Source organism: Arthrobacter sp. JDC6 (assembly GCF_056484025.1).
The window spans coordinates 2028181-2052260 of the sequence record NZ_CM151278.1 but is presented as its reverse complement, the minus strand read 5'-3'; the positions used below and the strand labels follow the sequence as shown (position 1 = coordinate 2052260).

Genomic DNA, 24080 nt, shown 5'->3' with positions numbered 1-24080 from the left:
TGCATCCGGGCAATTGCAGCCTATTGTCCCCGCAGCCCGTCCAGCGTCCGCAGGGCCGCCTCCCGCAGGCCACCCAGGTGCGGGCCTGCCGAAAGGATGTCGCGGCTGGAGGTTCCCAGGACCAGCGGGTAGGCGTCGCCGAAGGTGGAGCGGAGGTCGGCCGGCGTTGCCCCCTGCGCCCCCAGGCCGGGGGCGAGGATGGGCCCGCGGACGGCAGCGAGGTCGAGTTCAAGGTCTTTCAGGGCACTGCCAACGGTGGCGCCAACCACCAGGCCCACGGAACCCAGGCTGCCCCCGTACCGGGCATTTTCGGCCGCTGCGGCGGCCGTGATCCTGCGGGCCACCGAGTCCTTACCGCCAACATGCTGGACGGAAGCGCCTTCAGGGTTGGACGTCAGCGCCAGCACGAAGACACCGCGCCCGGTTTCGGCCGCGAGGTCCAGCGCGGGGCGCAGCGACTCGAAGCCGAGGTAGGGGCTCAGCGTGACGGAGTCCGCCGCCAGCGGGGACCCGTCCCGGAGCCAGGCGTCGGCATAGGCGGCCATGGTGGACCCGATGTCGCCGCGCTTGGCGTCGGCGATGCTCAGGACGGACTCGTCCCGGGCGGTGGCCAGGACTTCCTCCAGGACCGCCATACCGGCCGATCCGTGCCGTTCGTAGAGCGCCACCTGGGGCTTTACCGCGGCAGCGAGCGAAGCCACCGCCTCCAGGACGGTGAGGGAAAAACGCCTCAGCCCGGCGGCGTCGTCGTCCAGTTCCCAGCTCTTCAGCAGTGCCGGATGCGGGTCGATGCCCACGCAGAGCGGGCCGCGGGCGGCCATGGCCGCGCCGAGCCGGGAGCCGAAGGACTCCCGGCCGGCGGCGGATACCGGCCTGCTGCCTGGTACCTGCTCAGGCATGCTGCAGCGCAGCCTTCTGTGATTCCGCAAGCGCGGCGGCGTGCTCCTGCAGGCTGGTGACGGACCACTCGTAGGTGCGCAGGGCTTCGATGGCCTGGACCGCGGCGTTGAACTCGGCCACCGTGGTGATGCACGGAATGCCGATGGACGTCGCCGCTGCGCGCAGTTCGTAGCCGTCGCTGCGGGCTTCGCCGCCGGAGGGGGTGTTGAAGACCATGTCGATCTCGCCGGCCACAATGAGGTCCGCGATGGTGCCTTCACCCTCGGCGCTGCTGCCCTCGGCGACCTTGCGGACCGGGGTGGCCTGGATGCCGTTGCGGCGCAGCACGTCGGCGGTGCCGCCGGTGGAGACGATCTCGAAGCCGAGGTCCGAGAGCCGCTTGACGCCCATGATCACCGAGCGCTTGTCCCGGTTGGCTACGGAGACAAACACCTTGCCCTCGGTGGGCAGCGCGTTGTTGGCGGCCGCCTGGCTCTTGGCGAAGGCGGTGTCGAAGTGCTTGTCGATTCCCATGACCTCGCCGGTGGAACGCATCTCGGGACCGAGCAGGGAGTCCACCACCTTGCCTTCAAGGGTCCGGAACCGGCTGAACGGCAGGACGGCTTCCTTGACGGCGACGGGGGCGTCCAGTGGCAGGGTGGAGCCGTCACCGGTTTCGGGCAGCATCTTGTAGGCGCTGCGGAGCTGGTTGATGGTCACGCCGGTGCCGATGAGGGCAGCGGCCTTGGCCATCTGGACGCCGGTGGCCTTGGACACGAACGGCACGGTCCGGGACGCGCGGGGGTTGGCTTCCAGGACGTACAGGACGTCCGAGGCCAGCGCGAACTGGATGTTGATCAGGCCGCGGACGCCCACGCCTTCAGCGATGGCGCGGGTGGCGGTGCGGACGCGTTCGACGACGTTGCTCCCCAGGGTGATCGGCGGCAGGACGCAGGCGGAGTCGCCGGAGTGGATGCCGGCTTCCTCGATGTGTTCCATGATGCCGCCCAGGTACATGTCGGTGCCGTCGTAGAGGGCGTCGACGTCGATTTCGACGGCGTCCTCAAGGAACCGGTCAATCAGCACGGGGTGGTCCGGGGTGATTTCGGTGGCGTTGGCGATGTAGCGGGAGAGGTTGGGCTCGTCATAGACGATTTCCATGCCGCGGCCGCCCAGCACGTAGGACGGACGGACCAGGACGGGGTAGCCGATCTCGTCTGCGATCTTCTTGGCGTCCTCGAAGGAGACGGCGGTGCCGTTCTTGGGCGATACCAGGCCGGCCTTGTCCAGCACCCGGGAGAAGGCGCCGCGGTGCTCGGCGAGGTCGATGGCCTCCGGGGACGTTCCCAGGATGGGGACGCCGGCGTCGGCCAGCTGCTGGGCCAGCTTCAGCGGGGTCTGGCCCCCGAGCTGGACGAACACGCCCATGACGCCGCCGGTGCGTTCCTCGGCCGCGATGACCTCCAGCACGTCCTCGAGCGTCAGCGGCTCGAAGTACAGGCGGGTGGAGACGTCGTAGTCGGTGGAGACGGTTTCCGGGTTGCAGTTGACCATGACGGTCTCGTAGCCGGCCTTGCGCAGCGCCATGGAGGCGTGGACGCAGGAGTAGTCGAACTCGATGCCCTGGCCGATGCGGTTGGGCCCTGAGCCGAGGATCAGGATGGACGGCTTGGAGTGCAGCGCAACCTCGTCCTCCTCGTCATATGCCGAGTAGTGGTACGGCGTGTAGGCGGCGAATTCTGCGGCGCAGGTGTCCACGGTCTTGTAGACGGGACGGATGCCCAGCGCCTGGCGTACGCCGCGGACCACGGCCTCGGGGTTGTGCGTCAGGGCGCCGATCTGTTCGTCGGAGAAACCGTGGCGCTTGGCGCGCTTGAGCATGTCGGCGGTCAGGGCGCCGGCCTGGCGGATTTCGCGGGAGATTTCGTTGAGCAGCTCCAGCTGGTCAAGGAACCACGGGTCGATCTTGGTGGCTTCGAAGAGCTGTTCCACGGTGGCGCCGCCCAGGAGGGCGCGCTGGACCTGGTGCAGGCGCTCGGTGGTGGGGCGCTTGGCCTTCTCGATGAGCTCCGGCACTTCCCATTCCGGGACGGAGCTGAAGTCCAGCTGCGAGCCCTTCTGTTCCAGGGAGCGCAGGGCCTTCTGCAGGGCTTCGGTGAAGTTCCGGCCCATGGCCATGGCCTCGCCCACCGACTTCATGGTGGTAGTGAGGGTGTTGTCCGCTGCCGGGAACTTTTCGAAGGCGAACCGCGGGACCTTGACCACCACGTAGTCCAGGGTGGGTTCGAAGGACGCGGGGGTCTTCTGCGTGATGTCGTTGGGGATCTCGTCCAGGGTGTAGCCGAGCGAGAGCTTGGTGGCGATCTTGGCAATGGCGAAGCCGGTGGCCTTGGATGCCAGTGCCGAGGAGCGGGAAACGCGGGGGTTCATCTCGATGACCACCACGCGGCCGGTCTTGGGATCGATGGCGAACTGGATGTTGCAGCCGCCGGTGTCCACGCCCACCTCGCGGATGACGGCGATGGCGACGTCGCGCAGCTTCTGGTATTCGCGGTCGGTGAGGGTCAGCGCCGGTGCCACGGTGATGGAGTCGCCGGTGTGCACGCCTACGGGGTCGAAGTTCTCGATGGAGCAGACGACAACCACGTTGTCGTTCTTGTCCCGCATCATTTCGAGCTCGTATTCCTTCCAGCCCAGGATGCTCTCTTCGAGCAGCACCTCGCTGGTGGGGCTGTACTGCAGGCCCTGTCCGACGATGCGGCGCAGGTCCTGTTCGTTGTAGGCCAGGCCGGAACCCAGACCGCCCATGGTGAAGGACGGGCGCACCACCATGGGGTAGCCCAAATCTTCGGCCGCCGTGAGGGCCTCATTCATGCTGTGGATGATGTGGCTGCGGGCGGATTCCGCGCCACAGCGCTCCACCACGCCCTTGAACTTTTCACGGTCCTCGCCCAGCTCGATCGCGGCGATGTTGGCGCCGATCAGCTCGACGTTGTACTTCTCCAGTACGCCGTTCTTGTCCAGGGCGATGGCGGTGTTCAGCGCGGTCTGCCCGCCCAGGGTGGGCAGGACGGCGTCCGGACGTTCCTTGGCGATGATCTTCTCCACCACCTCGGGGGTGATGGGCTCAACGTAGGTGGCGTCGGCGAACTCGGGGTCGGTCATGATGGTGGCCGGGTTGGAGTTCACGAGGATGACGCGCAGGCCTTCCTCCTTGAGGACACGCAGTGCCTGCGTGCCGGAGTAGTCGAATTCGGCGGCCTGGCCGATGACGATCGGGCCGGAACCAATGACGAGGACGCTCTTGAGATCTGTACGTTTCGGCATTACTTCTTGTCCTCAGTCTTGTTGTCGTTTTTGTGGTCAGCGCCTGCGGGGTGGGCCGCGTCCACGGGGTCCTTGGACGCGTTGGCGTTCCGGCCGTCCCGTGTGCCTTCCATGAGCTCGATGAAGCGGTCGAACAGGTAGGCGGCATCGTGCGGTCCTGCCGCGGCTTCCGGGTGGTACTGCACGGAGAACGCCGGGATGTCCAGGCAGGCGAGGCCTTCCACGACGTCGTCGTTCAGGCTGATGTGGCTCACTTCCACCCGCCCGTAGCGTGCCTCCGGGGCCTGCGTGGCGCCGTCGAGGGGGGCGTCCACGGCAAAGCCGTGGTTCTGGGAGGTGATCTCCACCTTGCCGGTGCGCCGGTCCATCACGGGCTGGTTGATGCCGCGGTGGCCGTAGCGGAGCTTATAGGTGCCAAAGCCCAGGGCGCGGCCCAGGATCTGGTTGCCGAAGCAGATGCCGAAGTAGGGCAGCTTTTCGTCCAGGACCGAGCGGAGCAGCTTGACCTGGGCGTCGGCGGTGGCGGGGTCGCCGGGGCCGTTGGACATGAAGAAGCCGTCCGGGTTGACGGCCTTGACGTCCTCAAGGGTGGCGGTGGCGGGAAGCACGTGGACTCGGACGCCGCGCTCGGCGAACCGGACCGGGGTCATGGCCTTGATGCCCAGGTCGATTGCAGCGATGGTGAGGCGGGGTTCGCCGTCCCAGCCGTGGTCCTTTGGCTCCACGACGTAGGCTTCGTCCACGCTGACTTCCTCGGCCAGGCGCGAGCCCTCCATGGGGGCGCTGGCCAGGACGGCGTCGAGCAGTTCCTTGTCCGTGGCCTGGGCTGCCTCGCCGGAGAAGATGCCGGCGCGCATGGTCTTGTGCTCACGCAGGTGCCGGGTGATGGCGCGGGTGTCCACGCCCTGGATGCCCACGATGCCCTGGGACACCAGCTCTTCGTCCAGCGACCGTTCGGAGCGCCAGTTGGAGGGCCGGCGCGCGGCGTCGCGCACAATGTAGCCGGCCACCCAGATGCGCCGGGACTCGGCGTCGTCGTCATTCACGCCGGTGTTGCCGATGTGCGGGGCCGTCTGGACCACCAGCTGGCGGGCGTAGGAGGGATCGGTGATGGTTTCCTGGTATCCGGTCATCCCGGTGGCGAAGACGGCTTCGCCCAGGGCGGTGCCGGTGGCGCCGTAGCTGGTGCCGCGGAAGATGCGCCCGTCTTCGAGTACCAGCGCAGCTGGCGCTGCCGGAGCGGAGGTGGTTGCTGTCAATGTATTCGCTTTCACTGTCTTACTTTCCACTGGTGGCACCAGCCGCTGGGGCTGACGAAATCAAATCCTGCAGGGCCTGGTAGAGCACGTCCTTGTCCGCGGCGCGGCGGGTCCGGAAGCCGGTGTCCAGCTGGTGGGCACCCTGCGTCCATGCCAGCACCAGCAGGCCGTCCTTCTCCACGAACTTCCCCGCCATGCCGCTGTCCTGCCGGACATCGGAGAGGGAGGCTGCGGGGATGTACAGCGCAGGCGCACCCGACCGCTCATAGAGCACGCCGTGCGGGTACACCGCGAGGGTGGCATTGGTGCGGATCCCCAGCCCATGCACGGCAATGCGGTCCAGCCAGTCGCCGGCCGTGGTGGTGGCCACGTACTGCCCTTCGGCAGTTGCGGTGGGCTCACCGGGCACGGCGGGCACCTGGGGCAGTTGTTCGACGTCGGACTGGCGCTTGAGGCGGTTGCGCCAGCCGACGGCGAGGAGGACGAACACGACGGCGACCACCGCCAGCATGGCAAGTCCGGGAAGGATTTTGTCCATCAGGCAGCGCCTGCCGGGGTTGCGGCGGAGTCCGGGTGCGGGGTGTTGAGTTTGCCGTCAAGGACGGTGGGGTGCCCCCTGAAGAAGGTGGCCACCACCTTGCCGGGGAGTTCCCTGCCCTTGAACGGCGAGTTGCGGCCCATGGTGGCCATCTGGAAGGGGTCCACCGTCCAGCGCGCCGCCGGATCCACCAGGATGAGGTTGGCGGGTTCCCCGGCTTCGATGGGCCGGCCCTGGTCGCTCAGCCGGCCAATCGTCGCGGCCGCCGTGGACGTGACCCGGGCGAAGTCCGCCCAGGTCATCAGGCCGGTTTCAATCATGGCGTGCTGGACCACGGACAGGGCGGTTTCCAGCCCGGTCATGCCCATGGCTGCCTGCGCCCATTCGCATTCCTTGTGCTCACTGGGGTGCGGCGCGTGGTCGGTACCCACAACGTCGATCGTCCCGTCTGCCAGCCCGGCGCGCAATGCCTGGACGTCGGCGTCGGTGCGCAGCGGCGGGTTGACCTTGAACACGGGGTCGTAGCTGCGCACCAGGTCATCGGTCAGCAGCAGGTGGTGCGGGGTGACCTCGGCCGTGACGTCGATGCCGCGTTCCTTGGCCCAGCGGATGATTTCCACCGAGCCTGCCGTGGATACGTGGCAGACATGCAGCCGCGAGCCGACGTGCTGGGCCAGCAGGACGTCGCGGGCGATGATGCTTTCCTCGGCGACCGCGGGCCAACCGGTCAGGCCGAGGACCGCGGAGACGTCGCCCTCGTTCATCTGTGCCCCGGCTGTAAGTCGGGGTTCCTGTGCGTGCTGGGCCACGACGCCGTCGAACGCCTTGACGTATTCCAGGGCGCGGCGCATCAGCACGGGGTCGTGGACGCAGATGCCGTCATCGGAGAACATCCGCACCCGGGCGCGGGAATCGGCCATGGCGCCCAGCTCGGCCAGTTGCTCCCCTGCCAGTCCAACGGTGACGGCACCAACGGGGCGCACGTCCACCCAGCCGGCCGCGCGGCCCAGAGTGTAGACCTGCTCCACCACGCCTGCGGTGTCCGCGACGGGGGTGCTGTTGGCCATGGCGTGCACAGCTGTGTAGCCGCCCAGGGCCGCAGCCCGTGTTCCCGTCTCCACGGTCTCGGCGTCCTCGCGGCCGGGTTCGCGGAGGTGCGTGTGCACATCGACCATGCCCGGCAGGGCCACCAGGCCTGCAGCGTCGATGACAGTGGCCCCATCAGCGTCAAGGCCGGTGCCAATCTCGGCGATGATGCCGTCACGGACCAGCAGGTCCGCGGGGTCGCCGCCCAGGATGGCGGCGCCTTGGATGAGGTAGGTTCCGGTGTTGCCTGCCATCAGTTGCTCTCCTTGGGGGACGGGGCCGCGGCGGCATAGGCCGGTGCCCGGTGGGCGGCTGGTTCCCGGGTATCCCCGGAGAGCAGCAGGTACAGTGCGGCCATCCGCACGGACACGCCGTTGCGGACCTGAGCCAGGACGGTGGAACGGGGTGAGTCCGCTGCGGCGGCGCTGATTTCCAGGCCCCTGTTCATTGGCCCCGGGTGCATGATGATGGTGTCCGTCATGCCCAGGTCGTCAAGGGCGCGGAGGCGGTTGTCGTCGAAACCCCACCGGCGCGAGTATTCGCGGGTGCTGGGGAAGAACGAGGCGTTCATGCGTTCGCCCTGGACGCGGAGCATCATCATGGCGTCGACACCGTTGGCCAGGGTCTGGTCCAGATCGTAGCTGACGCTGCAGGGCCATTTGTCGACGCCGACCGGCAGGAGGGTGGGCGGCGCCACCAGCGTGACTTCGGCCCCGAGTGTCCGGAGCAGCCAGACGTTGGACCGGGCCACACGGGAATGCAGGACGTCGCCGGCGATGGCGACCCGCATGCCCTTCAGGTCAGTCCCATCGGAACGCGTGCCGGCCAGGCGGGCCCAGTGCCGGCGCATGGTGAAGGCGTCAAGCAGGGCCTGGGTGGGGTGTTCGTGGGTGCCGTCGCCGGCGTTGATGACTGCGGCGTCGATCCAGTCGGTGGCGGCCAGCCGGTGCGGCGCGCCGGAGGCCCAGTGCCGGATGACGACGGCGTCGGCGCCCATGGCGGACAGGGTCTGGGCGGTGTCCTTGAGGGATTCGCCCTTGGACACCGATGATCCCTTGGCGGCAAAGTTGATGACGTCAGCGGACAACCGCTTGGCAGCGGCTTCGAAGGAGATGCGGGTCCGCGTGGAGTCCTCGAAGAAGAGGTTGACCACGGTGCGTCCGCGCAGCGCGGGAAGCTTCTTGACTTCCCGCTCCCCCACGGCAGACATTTCCTCCGCGGTGTCAAGGATGCGGATGGCGTTCGAAAGGCTGAGGTCCTCGGTGGACAGGAGGTGTTTCATGCGCCGCCTTCGATCACGACTTCGTTGACCGGGGTTCCGGCGTCGGACGTGTCTGTTTCTTCGAGCCGGACCCGGACCTTCTCGGCGGAGGACGTGGGCAGGTTCTTGCCAACGTGGTCAGCCCGGATGGGAAGTTCGCGGTGGCCCCTGTCGATCAGGACCGCAAGCCGGACGATGCGGGGGCGGCCGAGATCTACCAGCGCATCCAGGGCGGCGCGGATGGTCCGGCCGGAGTACAGGACATCGTCGATGAGCACCACTACTTTGTTGTCGATGCCTGTCCGGGGCAGCCTGGTGGGGTACGGCGGCCGTGTCCCCTGGTGGGAGAGGTCGTCGCGGAACATGGTGACGTCGAGCTGGCCCACAATGGCGGCGGCGTCAACGGTGGCGTCCGCGGCGGCGATTTTTTCCGCCAGCCGGACAGCCAGTGGGTAGCCGCGGCGGGGAATGCCCAACAGGACCAGGTCCTGGGATCCCTTGTTGGCTTCGAGGATCTCATGGGCGATACGAGTAAGTGCCCGGTCAATGTCCGCCTGGCTGAGGACAACCCTGGCTGGAACCGGTGCGCTGGTGACGGAAGTCAACGCTCGTCTCCCCTTTCCCCGCCTCACAGGACGGAATTAAAAAAGGAATGTTTGCTGTTCAAAATTACCACACGGTCCCTGCCCGGCCGGTCCCCGGGTGACGCGGTACTGGTCACACCCGAACGGCGCGGGAGGCCCGGTCCTTTGTGGTGTGGTGGCCCCCGCTTAGGCTTTCGGATATGCCGATGTATCCGCAGCAGCCTTCCTCCGGCCTCCCCGACGACCCCTACCGCAGGCCCACCGGCCCCCTGCCCCGGCAGGCCAATCCCAGCTGGATGGGACAGGTGCAGCCCGAATACTACCGCGCCGCCCCCGGACACCAGGGCCACCCGCTGGCTGCAGTGGTGCCGCCGCAGGCGCAGGAAGCCGCGCTGCGGGCATCGCGGACCCGCAGCGGGCTGGCGGGCCTGACGGTTGCGGGCGGCGTGCTTGCTTTCCTGAGCCTTTTCCTGGTGGTGCCGTTCCTGCTGTCCAACACCGGCGCCGCCGGTTTCCTGATTGGTTTCCTGGCATCGCTGGTCCCGCTGTCGGTGGTCCTGGCTGCGGTCCACATCATCGACAGGTGGGAACCGGAACCCAAGCGGCTGTTGTTCTTTGCCTTCACGTGGGGTGCGGCGGTGTCCGTTGCCGTGACCCTGCTCATCCAGCCGTTCTTCGTGATCGCCTTCCAGTTCACCGACGAACCAGACCTGCAGACCTACATGGCCACCGTCCAGGCCCCCATCGTCGAGGAGTTCGCCAAGTCCCTTGGCCTGCTCATCCTCCTCCTCGCGGCGCGCCGGCAATTCGACGGTCCCGTGGACGGGGTGGTGTTTGCCTTCACCATCGCCGGCGGCTTCGCCTTCACCGAAAACATCCTCTACTTCGGCAGGGCCATCGCGGAATCGGCATCCCCGGCCAGCGACTTCGCCCAGGTGTTCTTCCTCCGCGGTGTCATGTCCCCCTTCGCCCATGCGATTTTCACCGGCACCACAGGCCTGGTCATGGGCTTCGCTGCCAGGCGCTGGCACACGGGCGCCTCGATCGGCGCCTTCTTCGTGGGACTGCTGCCGGCCATGTTCCTGCACAACAGGTGGAACAGCATGGGCGGCGGCTTCCTGCTGGACTACATCATGGTCCAGGTACCGATCTTCGTGCTGGCAGTGGGCGGCATCATCTTCCTGCGGGTGGCCGAAAACCGCCTCACCCGGCAGCGGCTGATGGAGTATTCCGCTGCGGGATGGTTCACGCCCGCGGAAGTCCAACTGCTGGCCACCCGCGGCGGCAGGCGCATGGTCCTGGCATGGGCTGCGGGTTCGGGCAGGAAGCGGCAGATGAAGCAGTTCGTGAAGGCGGCCACCCAGCTTGCCAACACCCGCCAGCGGATCCTGAGCGGACGCGATGTTCCGCTGCACCAGGCCGAGGAAAGGCAGCAGCTCCAGCGGATCGTGTCCCTGAGGGCGGCAGTGGCCGGATGATGTGAACCGCTTGCACGCAACAGGGCCCCGCCGGATGGCGGGGCCCTGTTGCGTGGTGGAAAGGCTACGCGAGCAGCGAAGGCTTCAGCTGCTGCAGCCGGCCCAGCAGGCCGTTGATGAACTGCGGCGACTCGTCCGTGGACAACGTCTTGGCCAGCGCGACGGCCTCACTGACCGCCACGCCGTCGGGGACGTCGTCGTTGTAGAGCAGCTCCCAGGTGCCGATGCGCAGGATGATGCGGTCTACGGACGGCATCCGCTCCAGGCTCCAGCCCTGCGAGTACGTCTCCAGGAACTCGTCAATGGCTGCCTGCTGGGAAAGCACGCCTTCGACGATTTCCAGGGTGTAGGGGTTGACCACCTGGTCGGTCTTTTCCCGGCGCGCACGAAGCACGTCGAACGCCGAAACGGAGCGCTGCTCCGCCTCGAAAAGAACATCCAGTGCCCTGTTGCGGGCTTTACCGCGGGCGCTCACTACTCAGTGACCCGGCCCAGGTAGCTGCCGTCGCGGGTGTCCACCTTGACCTTGGTGTTGTTCTCGATGAACAGCGGAACCTGGATCTCGTAGCCGGTCTCCAGCGTGGCGGGCTTGGTACCCGCGGAAGAGCGGTCACCCTGCAGGCCCGGCTCGGTGTAGGTGATTTCGAGGACGACGCTCGGCGGCAGTTCAATGTAGAGGGGGTTGCCGTCGTGGATGGCAATGTTGACCATCTGGTTCTCGAGCATGAAGTTGGTGGCGTCGCCCACCGTGGCACCGGAGACGGTGATCTGGTCGTAGTCGGAGGTGTCCATGAAGACGAAGTCCGCACCGTCCTGGTACAGGTACTGGTAGTCGCGGCGGTCCACGGTGGCCGTCTCGATCTTGAGCCCGGCGTTGAAGGTCTTGTCAACAACCTTGCCGGACATCACGTTGCGCATCTTGGTCCGCACAAAGGCGCCGCCCTTGCCGGGCTTGACGTGCTGGAATTCGATGACGTTCCAGAGCTGGCCCTCAAGCTTCAGGACCGTTCCGTTCTTAATGTCGTTAGTGGTTGCCACTGGTTTCCTCTGGTTTCTTTGTCTGGCCGCGTGGTCAGATGCTGTATGCCGGGCGGGCACGCCACAACGGCCCGCCTGCACGTGTTTGTCAAAAATCGCGTGGATGCAAAAATTCCACAACCATTCTACCGGTAAATCGGAGCGGGCCTTTCCGCCGGCGCTGCCGGCCGGCTCAGCAGGCCAGGTCCAGGACGTCCCTGGCACGCTGGAGGGCCACCGTGGAGGAATAGATCTGGGCGGCATCCGCCGATTGCGCCACCCCCAGGTCAAGCGCCCTGGAGAAGGACTCCACCGCCGCGGAGGTTTGGCCGGCTGCGTACTGCGTGCGGCCCAGGTACAGCAGGGCCAGGGCCTCCCGCGGCGTGCCGTGCGCCTCAGCCAGGAGCTGCCGGAACAACCCAATGGCACGGTCCATGCGGTGGCTGACGCTGAGCACCTCGGCTTCGAACACACGGAGCAGGAATGATTCCGGGTCCTTGAAGCGTGCCTCGGCCAGCAGTTCGGCAGCTTCGGACGCGTGGCCCTCAACCAGCAGCACGAAGATGTGGTCAGCGGGGTCGGTGGAGGCGGCCAACGCCTCCCGCACCGCGTCCTCGTTGACGACCTGGGGCAGCAGCGTGTCCGGATTGATCCGGATACCCGGGAAGCCGGCCTCGGGCCAGTCGGAGGTTCCGCTCATGTTGCCCTGCATCAGGAGGCAATTTCCTGGTAGGCCGCAAACAGCAGCGAGGTGTCCGGGACGTCGAGGATCCCCGGTTTGGCGATGCCGTCAAGCACCACGAAGCGCAGCAGGTCGCCGCGGGATTTCTTATCGCGCCGCATCCCGTCCAGCAGGCCCTGCCAACGGTCCCGCCGGTAGGTGACCGGGAGCCCAAGGCCTTCCAGGATGCTCCGGTGCCGGTCGGCGTCGGTATCGCTGAGCCGGCCCACGCTGCGGGCAAGTTCCGCTGCGAACATCATGCCCACGGACACGGCGGCGCCGTGCCGCCAGGAATACCGTTCCACCAGTTCGATGGCGTGTCCCAGGGTGTGTCCGTAGTTCAGGATTTCCCGCAGCCCGGACTCTTTGAGGTCCTCGGAAACAACTTTCGCCTTGACGGCGATAGCCCGCTCGATGAGTTCCCGGAGCACGTCGGAGCGCGGGTCAACCACGGTGGCCGGGTCCTTTTCCACCAGGTCAAGAATGGCGGGATCGGCAATAAAGCCGCACTTGATCACCTCGGCCAGTCCGGAAATGATCTCGTTCTTCGGCAGCGTGTCCAGGGTGTCCAGGTCCGCCAGGACGGCGGCGGGCGGGTGGAAGGCGCCGACGAGGTTCTTCCCCTCCGCGGTATTGATGCCGGTCTTGCCGCCCACGGACGCGTCCACCATGCCCAACAGGCTGGTGGGCATGTGGATGACTTTGACCCCCCGCAGCCAGGTGGCGGCGACGAAGCCTGCCAGGTCGGTCACTGCCCCGCCGCCGACGGCGACGATGGCGTCCGAGCGGGTGAAGTCGTTTTGGCCCAGGACCTGCCAGCAGAAAGCTGCCACCTGGATGTGCTTGCCTTCTTCGGCGTCCGGGATTTCGGCGGTGAGGGAGGTGAAACCGGCGGCTGCGAGTTCATCGCGGACGGTGTCGCCGGTGAGGCGCAGGGCGCGGGGGTGGATCACCAGGACCCGGCGGACGCGCTCCCCGAGCAGCGCGGGAAGGTCACCAAGCAGGCCGCGCCCGACGACGACGCCGTAGTTGTTGCCGGCACCCTCGCCGGTGACGTTGATGACTGTTGATTGGGTGTTCACTTTTCAACTTCCTGTTTGGCAGCTGCGTGGTTCCGCAGTGCTGCTTCCAGCCGGCCGCCGAGCTCGGGTATCGAGCCGTGGCGGACGTCCAGTGTGATGTCGGCCAGCTTCTCGTAGACCGGCCTGCGGGTGGCGAACATTGCTGTCCAGCGGCCCATGGCGTCGCCGGCAAGGAGCGGCCGGCCGGAGTTCCGGGCAATCCGGTCGGCGACGGTGTCGGCGTCGCACTCCAGGTACACGACGGTGCAGTGGCTGATCAGCTGCTGCGTCCCCGAGTCGAGCACCGCTCCCCCGCCGAGCGAAATAACAGTGGTTGTCCCTTCGGCTTCCTCAACGGCGCGGGCGACGGTCCGCGCCTCAATTTCCCGGAAGGCGTGTTCACCGCGGCCCGCGAAGATCTCGGCGATGGATCCGTGCCCGGCAACGATCACGGCGTCCGTGTCGACAAACCGGACGCCCAACTGCTGCGCCAGCTGCTGGCCGATGGCCGATTTGCCCACGGCCATGGGGCCGATGAGCACAATCGGCCGGTCGCCGACAGATCCGGTACTGCTGCGGTGGAGCACTACTGGCCGATCGAGTCCAGGGATGCCGGGATGTTGTCCAGGTAACCCTTGATGTTGCGTGCGGTTTCCGCCACGGAGTCACCGCCGAACTTTTCGATGACAGCCTCGGCGAGGACCAGGGCCACCATGGCCTCGGCCACCACGCCGGCGGCCGGGACTGCACAAACGTCCGAGCGCTGGTGGTGGGCCTTGGCCGGTTCACCGGTGCTGACGTCGATGGTCCGCAGGGCACGCGGCACGGTGGCGATGGGCTTCATGGCTGCACGGACGCGGAGGACATCCCCGATGCTCATGCCGCCTTCGATGCCGCCGGCACGGTTGCTGGCGCGCACAATCCGGCCGCCGCCGTCGCGGACGATCTCGTCATGGGCGGCAGAACCGCGGCGGGCTGCGGTGAGGAAGCCGTCGCCCACCTCCACGCCTTTGATGGCCTGGATCCCCATGAGGGCCGCAGCAAGCCTGGCGTCCAGTCGGCGGTCCCAGTGCACGTAGCTGCCAAGTCCCGGCGGGAGGCCGTAGGCAAGGACCTCCACCACGCCGCCCAGTGTTTCGCCTTCCTTGTGCGCGGCGTCCACCTCGGCCACCATGGCGTTCGACGTGTCACGGTCGAAGCAGCGCAGGGGGTCGGTATCCAGGGCAATGACATCGCCCGGCACGGGCAACGGACGGCCTTCGGGCACCGTCACGCTGGCAATGGACACGGTGTGGCTGACGAGCTCAATGCCGAGGTGCTTGAGGAACTGCGCCGCTACGGTGCCCAGCGCCACCCGGGTGGCGGTCTCCCGCGCGCTGGCGCGTTCCAGCACCGGACGCGCTTCGTCGAAGCCGTACTTCTGCATGCCGGTGAAGTCCGCGTGCCCCGGACGGGGACGCGTCAGGGGCGCGTTGCGCGCCTGGTCGGCGAGGAGTTCGGGGGCCACCGGGTCGGCGGACATGATCTGCTCCCATTTGGGCCATTCGGTGTTTCCCACCTGGATGGCAACGGGGCCGCCCTGGGTGATGCCGTGCCGGACACCGCCGAGGATGGTGACCACGTCCTGCTCGAACTTCATCCGCGCACCGCGGCCGTAGCCAAGGCGGCGGCGGGCCAGGGAGTCTGCGATGTGCCCGCTGGTGATTTCCACACCGGCGGGGACGCCCTCAATAATTCCCATCAGAGCCGGACCATGGGATTCACCGGCAGTCAACCAACGCATAATTTCCATCCTGCCACGTAGGGCGGTCAGAACGCCCGCCGGGCAAGGCCGACTGCGTCACACATCACATCTATGACAGCTGCATTAACGTCTTCCCCGCGACGGGTGAAGAGCCGCACCTGCTCCACTGCCTGGTAAAGCAACATCTCCAGCCCCGGCACCACGCGGCCACCGCCGGCCTGCCATACCGAGGCAACCAGGCTGGGCCACGGATCGTAGGCAACATCCAGCAGCACGCCGGGCGTCGGAGCTTTCAAGGCGGCCACTTCGGCTGCGAGTCCGTCTGCCGCACGGGGCGGCAGGGTGGAAATCACGACGTCGGCTTCCGACGTGGGGCGCGCGGCTCCAGTCAGGGGGCGGACCTCCAGGGCAACTCCCAGGCTGTCCGCGGCTGCACGGACATCTGCTGTGCGTGAGGCATCGCGGACGAAGACCTGCACCGTTCCGGTGCCCAGTTCCTTCAGGGCAGCGATGGCCGATGCAGCGGTCCCGCCGCCACCAAGGATGACAGCCGTTGGTGCTGCGGGGGTGCCCGCATGGCACAGGGCGTTGACGATCCCGGCAACGTCCGTGTTGGAGCCCACCGTCCTGATGCCGCCGGCTGAGTCCTCGAAGGTAACGGTGTTCACCACGCCCAGGGTCTGCGCGACTCCCCGTACCTCGTCCACTTCCTGGAGCATCGCCGTCTTCAACGGCATCGTGACGGAGAGCCCGCGCCAGCCCGGCTGGTGCCGGATCTGGCGCATGAAGGACGGCAGCAACTCCTCTGTGACGTCGATGGCCGTGTAGCTGATGCCCGCACCCAGTTGCCCGTATGCCGAGAGATGCAGCGCTGGGGATTTCGAGTGGCTGATCGGGTGGCCCAGCACGGCAGCCCGCAGAGTCATGTGCAGCGGCCCGCGTTGGCCTGGCACCACGCGTTGTACTGCTCGACGTACGCGTTGTGTTCAGCCAGTGTCTTGGCGAACTTGGTTTCCTTGGTGTCCAAATTGATGGTCACCCAGTACAGGTAGTCATTGGCCTTGGGCCGGGCGGCCGCATCGATGGCGGTCTTGCCGGGAGAACCGATGGGTCCCGGCGGCAGCCCCGGATTGGCGTAGGTGTTGTAGGGGTTGGATTTGTCCTGGCGCTGCTCGTCCGTGAAGTTGAAGCTCCGGGTGCCAAGGCCGTACGTGACGGCGGAGTCAACCTGCAGGAAGCCACCGGTCTGGTCATTGGGCTTGAGCCGGTTGTAAATGGCGCCCGCCACGTCACCGTAGTCTGCCTGTCCGCCCTCGGCCTGGACAATGCTGGCCACGATAACGGCCTGGTACTGCTTGGCGGGGTCCGTGATGCCCTGCGACACGAGTTCATCGGTGGTGGACTTCACCAGCGCCTGCAGGATGTCCTTGGCCGGGGTTCCCAGCGGGAAACGGTACTCACCCGGTGCCAGGTAGCCTTCGAGGTTCTTGGCGTTGGCGGGCAGGCCAAACTGTGCGGGCTGGTTGCTGAGGGCCTGCAGCTGCTGCACGGAAATCCCCGAGCCCTCCGAGATCGCCTGCAGCGATTCGCCAATCCTGAGGCCCGCGCTAAGGGCGAAGTAAATGACCTTCGTCTTGTCCTTGCCCGCCAGGATGTTGACCGCGTCCGCGTTCTTCATCTCGGTTTTGAAGGTGTAGTCGCCCGGCGACAATGTGCCGCCGGAGGCATGGAACGCCTGCATGAACGTGTCGGCGTTGGCCACGACGCGCTGGTTCTCCAGTTCCGTGGCGACCGATCGGGTTCCCTCGCCGCTTGCCACCGTGATCCGGACCTCACCCGATCCGGGACCCGGGAAGTCCGAAGGCTTGCCGTTGCCAAGGAGTGGCTTGAGGAACTGGGCTCCCACGGCCACAGCCGCCACAAAAACGGCAAGGGTCAGGAACAGGGCGAGCAGCCTGCGCCGGCGCCGGACCTTCTTCGAGGGGCGCGGCACTACCTGGGCTGCCGATGAGCCGGGCAGCAATCCATGGTCCGCGTCGTGGTGGTGGACATCGTGGTGCGGTGCGTCCACGTGGGCATCGTCGTGGTATCCGGCGGCGTGGTGGACATGGTCGCCGTGCACTTCCTGGTAGTTGTGCAGGTCCGGGTGGTGCAGGTCCGCTGCGTGGTGCACGTGGTCTTGGTGCCCGGCGGCGTCGTGGTGCAGGGCGACTTCATGGTGCACATCGTCATGAAGCGTGACAGCGTCCTGGTGTCCGACGGCGTCATGGCCGCCGACGTTGCCATGGTGCGGGACGTCGTCGTGATGTCCAAGGGGCGCAGGGGCGTCCGGGGCGGCAGCGTCGCCGTCGAAAGGGTCCGCGTGGGAAGGACCTGCGGGCTCTTCGTCCTGGATGGACGGGGGTGCCTCCGGTGCCGCAGGAACATCACCTGCGCCGGGCAGCGGAGCAAACGTGGGCGCCGCTGCTGGCGACGGCGCCGCAGGCGGTGCGGCCGGGGGCGGCGGGACGTCGCCGGTTTCATAGGCCTGCTCGGGCACGGCGTCCTGGCCACCGGTATTGAGGCTCTTCTCCCGTGCCCGCAGTTCCTTGCGGGTCAACGGCCTCCCAGCCCCGGTATCCAGCCGGCCGAAGGTGTCGTCAATGTTGGCAGGGCTCACTGTTGCCTTCCATTATCTGAAGATTGGGCCGTGTCTGCGGGGATGGCGCGGACGGTTTCGTCCGTCCCACCGGCCCCCAGGTCCACGGACGGGGGTGGCGCTGTCACGCGTGAGCCGACATCCGCTCCCCTGGCTTTCTGCATGTCGATGGCGTGCTGAAGAATACCCGCCGCCGCGACCTGATCCACTACTTTACGGTGGTCCCTGCTGCTCATGCCAGCTTCGTGCAGGTTCCGGTGGGCCGTGACACTGCTGAGGCGCTCATCCACGAGGTTCACCGGAACGGCAAGACCGCGCCGTGAAAACTCCGCGGCGAGGAGGAGGGCATAGTCCGTGGCCATCCTGGCCGAGGCATGTTCTTCGCCCTTCATCGTCCTGGGCAGCCCGACGATAACCTGCACCGCGCCGAGTTCCTCCGCCAGTTTGGCGATGACGCGCACGTCCGAGTTTTTCCTGGCATTCCGGTCGAGGGTCTTGTACGGCGTGGCAAGGATGGAGTCGCGGTCGCAGACGGCCACGCCCACCCGGACGGTGCCGACGTCCACCCCCAGTTTGACGCCCTGGGGGTAGCCGCCGGCAGCAACAGGATCGGTCATAACGTGGTTAGCGCCTTGAAATGGCGTCGACGACGGCTGCCAGGGCAGCGCCGACCTTTCCGGCGTCGGTTCCGCCGCCTTGGGCGACGTCGTCTTTGCCGCCGCCACCACCACCGAGGACACCGGCAGCCACCCGGACCAGGGCACCGGCCTTGACGCCGGCCTCCCTGGCTGCCTCATTGGTGGCTACCAGGATCAGTGGACGGTCGTTGGCGACGCCGGCCACAGCCACGGCGGCAGCTGCCGAACCGAGCCGGTTGCGCAGGTCAAGGGCCAGGCCGCGAAGGTCATCGGCTCCGCTGACGGTGCCGGCGTCGTGGGCCAGCACCTTGACGCCTGCGGCGTCCTGGGCGGTGTTGACCAGCTGCGCAGCGGAAGCGGCCAGCTGTTCCTTGCGGAGCCGGTCCAGTTCCTTCTCGGTGGCCTTCAACTTGGCCAGGGTGGCGGAAATCCTGTCGGCGAGCTGGCCGGACGGGACCTTCAACAGGTCCGTCAGTTCGGTCACCAGGGCACGCTCAGCCGCAAGGTGGCGGAAGGCCTCCATGCCAACGAAGGCCTCCACGCGGCGGTTGCCCGAGCCGACGGACTGTTCGCCCAGGAGCGACAGGCTGCCGATCAGCGAGGTGTTGGCAACGTGGGTGCCGCCGCACAGCTCGCGTGACCACGCGCCGTCGATCTCCACCACGCGCACCTCGCTGCCGTAGTTCTCCCCGAAAAGGGCCATGGCGCCCATGGCTTTCGCTTCGGCCAGCCCCATGATCTTCGTTTCCACCGCGTAGTTGTTACGGATGGCCAGGTTGGAGACTTCCTCGATTTCGGACCGCGTGGCGGTGCTCAGGCCTTCGCCCCAGGCGAAGTCGAAGCGCAGGTACCCCGCCTTGTTGAAGGATCCACGCTGGGTGGCCTCCGGACCAAGGATCTGGTGCAGCGCGGCATGCACGATGTGCGTGCCCGTGTGGGCCTGCTCAGCGGCATGGCGGCGTTCACGGTCGACGGCGGCGCGCACCAGCGAGTCAGCGCCGATTTCGCCTTCGCGGACAATCGCCTTGTGGACACTCAGACCCTTCACGGGCCGCTGGACGTCCAGGACCTCGACGACGAATCCGTCACCGGTGATCAGGCCGGTGTCGGCGGCCTGGCCGCCGGCTTCGGCGTAGAAGGGGGTTTCGGCCAGGACGAGTTCGATCTCGTCGCCGGTGGCGGCCTGCTGCACCTGGCGGCCGGCGCTGAGCAGGCCGCGAACGCGCGACTCGCCCTCAAGCTCGGTGTACCCGGTGAAGACCGTCTCGCCCTGGGCCAGGATGTCCTGGAAGACGGTGAGGTCGGCGTGGCCGCCCTTCTTGCCCTTGGCATCGGCCTGGGCGCGCTGGCGCTGTTCCTGCATGAGGCCGCGGAAGGCCGCCTCATCCACTTTGAGTCCCGCTTCCTCCGCCATCTCCAGCGTGAGGTCGATGGGGAAGCCGTAAGTGTCGTGCAGCGTGAAGGCGTCCGCACCGGACAGCGGCTTATTGGCGGCCTTGGATTCCTTCACGGCCTCTTCCAACCGGGCGGTGCCGGACGCGATGGTGCGCAGGAACGCCTTCTCTTCGGCGTAGGCAATGCGGCTGATCCGGTCGAAATCGGTCGCCACCACCGGGTAGACGCCCTTCATGGCGTCGCGCGATACGGGCAGCAGATCAGGCAGGCAGGCCTGTTCCACACCCAGGAGGCGCATGGAACGGACGGCACGCCGGATGAGGCGGCGCAGGACGTATCCGCGGCCCTCGTTGGAGGGGGTCACGCCGTCGGAGATCAGCATCAGTGCCGACCGGATGTGGTCGGCCACCACGCGCATGCGCACGTCGTCGGTGTGGTGGGGATCGTCCGGGGTTTCGGCGGAGGTGTATTCCCTGCCGGACAGTTCGGCGGCCTTGTCGATGACCGGCCGCACCTGGTCGGTCTCGTACATGTTCTCGACGCCCTGCAGGATCATGGCAAGGCGTTCCATGCCCAGGCCCGTGTCGATGTTCTTCTTGGGCAGCTCGCCGACGACGTCGAAGTCCACCTTGGAGCGGACGTTTTCGATCTGGTACTGCATGAACACCAGGTTCCAGATCTCGACGTAGCGGTTCTCGTCGGCGATGGGGCCGCCGTCAACGCCGTAGGCGGGACCGCGGTCGTAGTAGATCTCGGAGCAGGGGCCGGCGGGTCCGGGCTGGCCGGTGTGCCAGTAGTTGTCCGACTTGCCCATCCGCTGGATGCGTTCAGCCGGGACGCCGGTGTTCTTCAGCCACAGTTCCTCGGCTTCGTCGTCCTCTTCGTAGACCGTCACCCACAGACGTTCGGGCGCAAGGCCGTAGCCGCCGTCGTCAACGCTCTTGGTGAGGAGCTCCCAGGCGAACTTGATGGCGTCTTCCTTGAAGTAGTCGCCGAACGAGAAGTTGCCGCACATCTGGAAGAAGGTGCCGTGGCGGGCAGTCTTGCCCACTTCCTCGATGTCGCCGGTGCGGATGCACTTCTGCACGCTGGTGGCGCGGGAGTAGGGCGCTTCTTCGCGGGCAGTGAGGTACGGAATGAACGGGACCATGCCGGCCACCGTGAACAGCAGGGAGGGGTCGCTGGAGACCAGCGATGCGGAGGGAACCGCCGTGTGGCCCTTGCTGACAAAAAAGTCCACCCAGCGCTTTGTGATCTCCTGCGACTTCATGAGCTGTTTTCTTACCCTTCTTGGTCCGTCCCGCCGGGCGGCACGGAAATTTCGTTCAGGTGGCAAGGTTCCCGGATCGGGTTCCTGCCGGTTGTTGGCTGGTGCCGGTTGTGCCCCGCGGGCTCAGCGGCGGACCAGTTCCGCGGACTCGACGCCAAGGGCGGTCCGCAGGTCGGTTTCCCGTTCGCGCATCCCTGCGCGGACGGCATCCGCGAAGTCGTACACCCCGTCGGCAAGACGCCCTACCGCACGGTTGAGGCCCTCAGGTCCAAGAGTGGACTGGGCCTGGCTCACTTTGCGGAAGGCAATGACCCCAATGGCCACGCCGATTCCCATCCAGACAATTCTTTTCATATTCGTTCTCTTCGAATCTAGCGGCTGCGGCGGCCAGCAGCGGGCTTCCGGCGGTTGGCGACGGCGCTGCGCACGCCGTAGCTGAACGCCGCAACCTTGATCAGCGGCGAGCCCACCGTGGCGGCCACCAGCGAGGACAGGGCGGAAATGTTGGCGGATGCGTCGGAGACGTTGGACGCGATACCGTCCACCTTCTTCAACTGCTGGTTGGTGGTGGAAACGGTGGCCGTTACCTCATCCATCAGGGGCGTGGCGCCGTCGCTGATGGACCTGATGGCAGTCCGCACTTCGTCGAAGACTTTCCCCAGCTTCAGGATGGGGACCGCGAGCAGCAGCACCAGGAGCGCGAACACCCCGGCAGCGATCAGGCCGGCAATATCGCCACCAGTCATAGACGTTCATCTCCTCGAAATTCTGTGATTGAGCCCCATCCGCGGCGTGACGGAATGCCCGTTGCGCAGATGTTCCCCCAAGTACCTTACATACAAAGAAGCCCGCGGCGCGTGCCACGGGCTTCTTTGGATACGCTGCTGGGATTTAGCGTGCGTAGAATTCGACGACGAGCTGCTCTTCGCAGGTCACCGGGATTTCCGAACGCTTGGGGCGGCGGACCAGGCGTGCCTGCAGGGCTTCCAGCTTGACGTCCAGGTAGGCCGGAACGGCAGGCAGGACGTCGCGGTGTGCGCCGGCTGCGGCAACCTGGAGCGGAACCATGGTCTCGCTGCGGCTGTGGACGTGGACCAGCTGGCCCTCGCCGACGCGGAACGACGGGCGGTCAACGCGGACGCCGTCAACCATGATGTGGCGGTGCACAACCAGCTGGCGGGCCTGGGCGATGGTGCGGGCGAAGCCGGCACGCAGGACCAGGGCGTCGAGACGCATTTCGAGCAGCTCGATGAGGTTTTCACCGGTCAGGCCCTTGGTGCGGCGGGCTTCTTCGAAGGCACGGGTCATCTGTGCTTCGCGGATGCCGTACTGGGCGCGCAGGCGCTGCTTTTCGCGCAGACGTACGGCGTAGTCGGAGTCCTGCTTCTTGCGGGCACGGCCATGCTCACCGGGGCCGTACGGGCGGCGCTCCATGTACTTGGCGGCCTTGGGGGTCAGAGCGATGCCGAGGGACCGCGAGAGGCGGGCCTGACGGCGAGCACGAGTGTTGTTAGCCACTAGTGTCCTTCCAATATCTGCGGTGTGTCAGTGTTACTGGCCTCCACGATGGAGAGCATCGGCCAACCGCTGCCTTTTGCTACTGGGCGCAGGGCATAACCTTCTCAACGAATTGGGGAGATTGTGCGTCCGTGCCTTGCCAGACGAACATCCAGCCTACCATGGCGGCTACTTGCCCCGCACAATCTTCCGCAACCGCTCCAGCCGCTGGGCGATGTCCCGTTCCGCTCCGTTGCCGGTGGGCTGGTAGTAGTCGCGGCCCACCAGGTCGTCCGGCGGGTACTGCTGCGTTGCCACCGCGTGCGGGGCGTCGTGGGCGTACTTGTACCCCACGCCGTGTCCCAGCTGCTTGGAGCCCGGGTAGTGCGCATCCCGCAGATGTGCGGGAATGCCGACGCCGAGTCCCGCGCGCACGTCCGCGATGGCTTTGTTGATGCCCATGTAGGCGGCATTCGATTTTGGCGCGGTGGCGAGGTGGACCACGGCCTCAGCCAGGATGATCCGTCCCTCCGGCATCCCGATCAGCTGCACCGCCTGCGCCGCGGCCACGGCGGTCTGCAGCGCCGTGGGGTCGGCCATGCCCACATCCTCTGCCGCCGAGATGACGATCCGCCGCGCCACGAACCGCGGGTCCTCCCCGGCTTCAAGCATCCGGGCAAGGTAATGCAGGGCAGCATCCACGTCCGAGCCCCTGATGGACTTGATGAATGCGCTGGCCACGTCGTAGTGCTGGTCACCGGCACGGTCATAGCGGACGGCGGCCGCATCCAGCGCACGCTCGGTGTGGCGCAACTCCACGGTGACCGGCTCAGCGGTGACCGGCTCAGCAGCTGCACCCTCCTCCCCCACGGAACGTTCGACGTCGTCCGCGTCACCGAAGGCGACGCCGGCCGCAGCCTCCAATGCAGTGAGCGCCCTTCGCGCGTCCCCGCCGGACAGCCGGACCAGGTGTTCCAGCGCTTCGTCGCTGAGCCGGACCTTCCCGCCCAGCCCGCGCGGGTCCTCGACGGCCCGCACCAGGAGGCCCTCGATGTCGGCATCCGTCAGCGGCCTGAGCGTGAGGAGCAGGGAGCGGGACAGCAGGGGTGAGACCACCGAAAAGGAAGGATTCTCCGTGGTGGCAGCCACCAGGACCACCCAACGGTTTTCGACGCCGGGAAGCAGCGCGTCCTGCTGGGCCTTGTTGAAGCGGTGGATCTCGTCAAGGAACAGCACCGTGGTGGTCTTGTACAGGTCCCTGGCCGTCAGGGCGTCGTCCATGACGCGGCGGACGTCCTTGACGCCGGCGGTGATGGCGGACAGTTCCACGAATTTCCGTCCCGGTCCGCGCGCGATGACGTGCGCCAGCGTGGTCTTTCCCGTACCGGGCGGCCCCCAGAGGATGAGGGAGGTGGGACCGGCCGGGCCCGTACTGTCCGCCCCGGCGCCTGCGGCCAGCTGCCGCAGCGGCGAACCCTGGCCGAGCAGGTGCTGCTGGCCCACCACTTCGTCCAGGGTGCGGGGCCGCATCCGGACGGCCAGCGGACTGCGCGGCGAACCTTGGCTACGGGAACCCTGCCCCCTGGAACCCTGGCCCCCGGAACCGGTGCTTGCCCCGGAGACGGGACCGTCGTCGTCGTCGTTTTCTGGTCCGTGCCCGAAGAGATCATCCACATAGATAGGCTAC

22 protein-coding genes are annotated in these 24080 nt (G+C 67.0%); 1 reads left to right on the top strand and 21 read right to left on the bottom strand.

Annotation, left to right across the window (positions count from 1 at the left end; genetic code table 11):
- Positions 1–20: 20 nt before the first annotated feature.
- The 7 genes from pyrF to pyrR are packed head-to-tail and all read right to left on the bottom strand — an operon-like array spanning position 21 to position 8955.
- A complete protein-coding gene (pyrF, locus tag ACV095_RS09610) occupies positions 21–899 on the bottom strand; it encodes an orotidine-5'-phosphate decarboxylase (RefSeq protein ID WP_478223340.1) in 879 nt (292 codons plus the stop codon).
- Entirely contained in the window at positions 892–4206 is a 3315-nt protein-coding gene (carB, locus tag ACV095_RS09605) for a carbamoyl-phosphate synthase large subunit (RefSeq protein ID WP_018769305.1), read from the bottom strand. The genes pyrF and carB overlap by 8 nt, the downstream gene beginning before the upstream one ends.
- On the bottom strand, positions 4206–5504 hold the full coding sequence (gene carA / locus ACV095_RS09600) for a glutamine-hydrolyzing carbamoyl-phosphate synthase small subunit (protein ID WP_043424936.1): 1299 nt from the start codon (positions 5502–5504) through the stop codon (positions 4206–4208). Before carA ends, carB begins: the two co-directional genes overlap by 1 nt.
- Positions 5485–6003 carry a PH-like domain-containing protein gene (locus ACV095_RS09595; protein WP_478223339.1) on the bottom strand — a complete coding sequence of 173 codons (519 nt, stop codon included), beginning with the start codon at positions 6001–6003 and terminating at the stop codon, positions 5485–5487. Before ACV095_RS09595 ends, carA begins: the two co-directional genes overlap by 20 nt.
- Complete coding sequence (locus ACV095_RS09590; protein ID WP_018769308.1) at positions 6003–7343, bottom strand: dihydroorotase; 1341 nt, start codon at positions 7341–7343, stop codon at positions 6003–6005. The genes ACV095_RS09595 and ACV095_RS09590 overlap by 1 nt, the downstream gene beginning before the upstream one ends.
- A complete protein-coding gene (locus tag ACV095_RS09585; protein WP_018769309.1) occupies positions 7343–8371 on the bottom strand; it encodes an aspartate carbamoyltransferase catalytic subunit in 1029 nt (342 codons plus the stop codon). Before ACV095_RS09585 ends, ACV095_RS09590 begins: the two co-directional genes overlap by 1 nt.
- Positions 8368–8955, bottom strand: a complete 588-nt coding sequence (gene pyrR, locus ACV095_RS09580; RefSeq protein ID WP_018769310.1) for a bifunctional pyr operon transcriptional regulator/uracil phosphoribosyltransferase PyrR — start codon at positions 8953–8955, stop codon at positions 8368–8370. Before pyrR ends, ACV095_RS09585 begins: the two co-directional genes overlap by 4 nt.
- A gap of 185 nt (positions 8956–9140) precedes the next feature.
- On the opposite strand from pyrR, the gene ACV095_RS09575 reads away from it, so the two are divergent.
- A complete protein-coding gene (locus tag ACV095_RS09575) occupies positions 9141–10412 on the top strand; it encodes a PrsW family intramembrane metalloprotease (protein ID WP_018769311.1) in 1272 nt (423 codons plus the stop codon).
- Positions 10413–10476: 64 nt separating this feature from the next.
- Here the strand turns inward: ACV095_RS09575 and nusB are convergent, their stop codons facing one another.
- The 14 genes from nusB to ACV095_RS09505 form a co-directional block, all read right to left on the bottom strand.
- The gene (gene nusB, locus ACV095_RS09570) at positions 10477–10887 is read right to left on the bottom strand and encodes a transcription antitermination factor NusB (protein WP_018769312.1); all 411 of its coding nucleotides are present in this window, start codon (positions 10885–10887) and stop codon (positions 10477–10479) included.
- Entirely contained in the window at positions 10887–11450 is a 564-nt protein-coding gene (gene efp, locus ACV095_RS09565; protein ID WP_018769313.1) for an elongation factor P, read from the bottom strand. Before efp ends, nusB begins: the two co-directional genes overlap by 1 nt.
- A gap of 172 nt (positions 11451–11622) precedes the next feature.
- Positions 11623–12141, bottom strand: coding sequence for a hypothetical protein (locus ACV095_RS09560; RefSeq protein ID WP_018769314.1), 519 nt, complete (start codon positions 12139–12141; stop codon positions 11623–11625).
- Positions 12141–13232: a 3-dehydroquinate synthase gene (gene aroB / locus ACV095_RS09555; RefSeq protein ID WP_056390453.1), complete on the bottom strand. Its 1092-nt coding sequence runs from the start codon at positions 13230–13232 to the stop codon at positions 12141–12143. The genes ACV095_RS09560 and aroB overlap by 1 nt, the downstream gene beginning before the upstream one ends.
- A complete protein-coding gene (locus tag ACV095_RS09550) occupies positions 13229–13798 on the bottom strand; it encodes a shikimate kinase (protein ID WP_018769316.1) in 570 nt (189 codons plus the stop codon). Before ACV095_RS09550 ends, aroB begins: the two co-directional genes overlap by 4 nt.
- Positions 13798–14997, bottom strand: coding sequence for a chorismate synthase (gene aroC, locus ACV095_RS09545; RefSeq protein WP_026265774.1), 1200 nt, complete (start codon positions 14995–14997; stop codon positions 13798–13800). The genes ACV095_RS09550 and aroC overlap by 1 nt, the downstream gene beginning before the upstream one ends.
- Positions 14998–15020: 23 nt before the next feature.
- Entirely contained in the window at positions 15021–15881 is an 861-nt protein-coding gene (locus ACV095_RS09540; RefSeq protein ID WP_018769318.1) for a shikimate dehydrogenase, read from the bottom strand.
- Positions 15878–17614 carry an endolytic transglycosylase MltG gene (gene mltG, locus ACV095_RS09535; protein ID WP_478223338.1) on the bottom strand — a complete coding sequence of 579 codons (1737 nt, stop codon included), beginning with the start codon at positions 17612–17614 and terminating at the stop codon, positions 15878–15880. Before mltG ends, ACV095_RS09540 begins: the two co-directional genes overlap by 4 nt.
- Positions 17611–18210 carry a Holliday junction resolvase RuvX gene (gene ruvX / locus ACV095_RS09530; RefSeq protein ID WP_056390463.1) on the bottom strand — a complete coding sequence of 200 codons (600 nt, stop codon included), beginning with the start codon at positions 18208–18210 and terminating at the stop codon, positions 17611–17613. Before ruvX ends, mltG begins: the two co-directional genes overlap by 4 nt.
- A 7-nt stretch (positions 18211–18217) precedes the next feature.
- Entirely contained in the window at positions 18218–20896 is a 2679-nt protein-coding gene (gene alaS / locus ACV095_RS09525; RefSeq protein ID WP_056390465.1) for an alanine--tRNA ligase, read from the bottom strand.
- 123 nt (positions 20897–21019) lie between these two features.
- Positions 21020–21250 carry a DUF6167 family protein gene (locus ACV095_RS09520; protein WP_222430050.1) on the bottom strand — a complete coding sequence of 77 codons (231 nt, stop codon included), beginning with the start codon at positions 21248–21250 and terminating at the stop codon, positions 21020–21022.
- 17 nt (positions 21251–21267) lie between these two features.
- Positions 21268–21642 (bottom strand): DUF948 domain-containing protein, encoded by a 375-nt coding sequence (locus ACV095_RS09515; protein WP_018769323.1) that lies wholly within the window; start codon positions 21640–21642, stop codon positions 21268–21270.
- 145 nt (positions 21643–21787) lie between these two features.
- Positions 21788–22414 carry a 30S ribosomal protein S4 gene (gene rpsD / locus ACV095_RS09510; RefSeq protein ID WP_009357431.1) on the bottom strand — a complete coding sequence of 209 codons (627 nt, stop codon included), beginning with the start codon at positions 22412–22414 and terminating at the stop codon, positions 21788–21790.
- A 168-nt stretch (positions 22415–22582) separates the two neighbouring features.
- The gene (locus ACV095_RS09505; RefSeq protein ID WP_223991633.1) at positions 22583–24067 is read right to left on the bottom strand and encodes a replication-associated recombination protein A; all 1485 of its coding nucleotides are present in this window, start codon (positions 24065–24067) and stop codon (positions 22583–22585) included.
- Between the last annotated feature and the right edge of the window lie 13 nt (positions 24068–24080).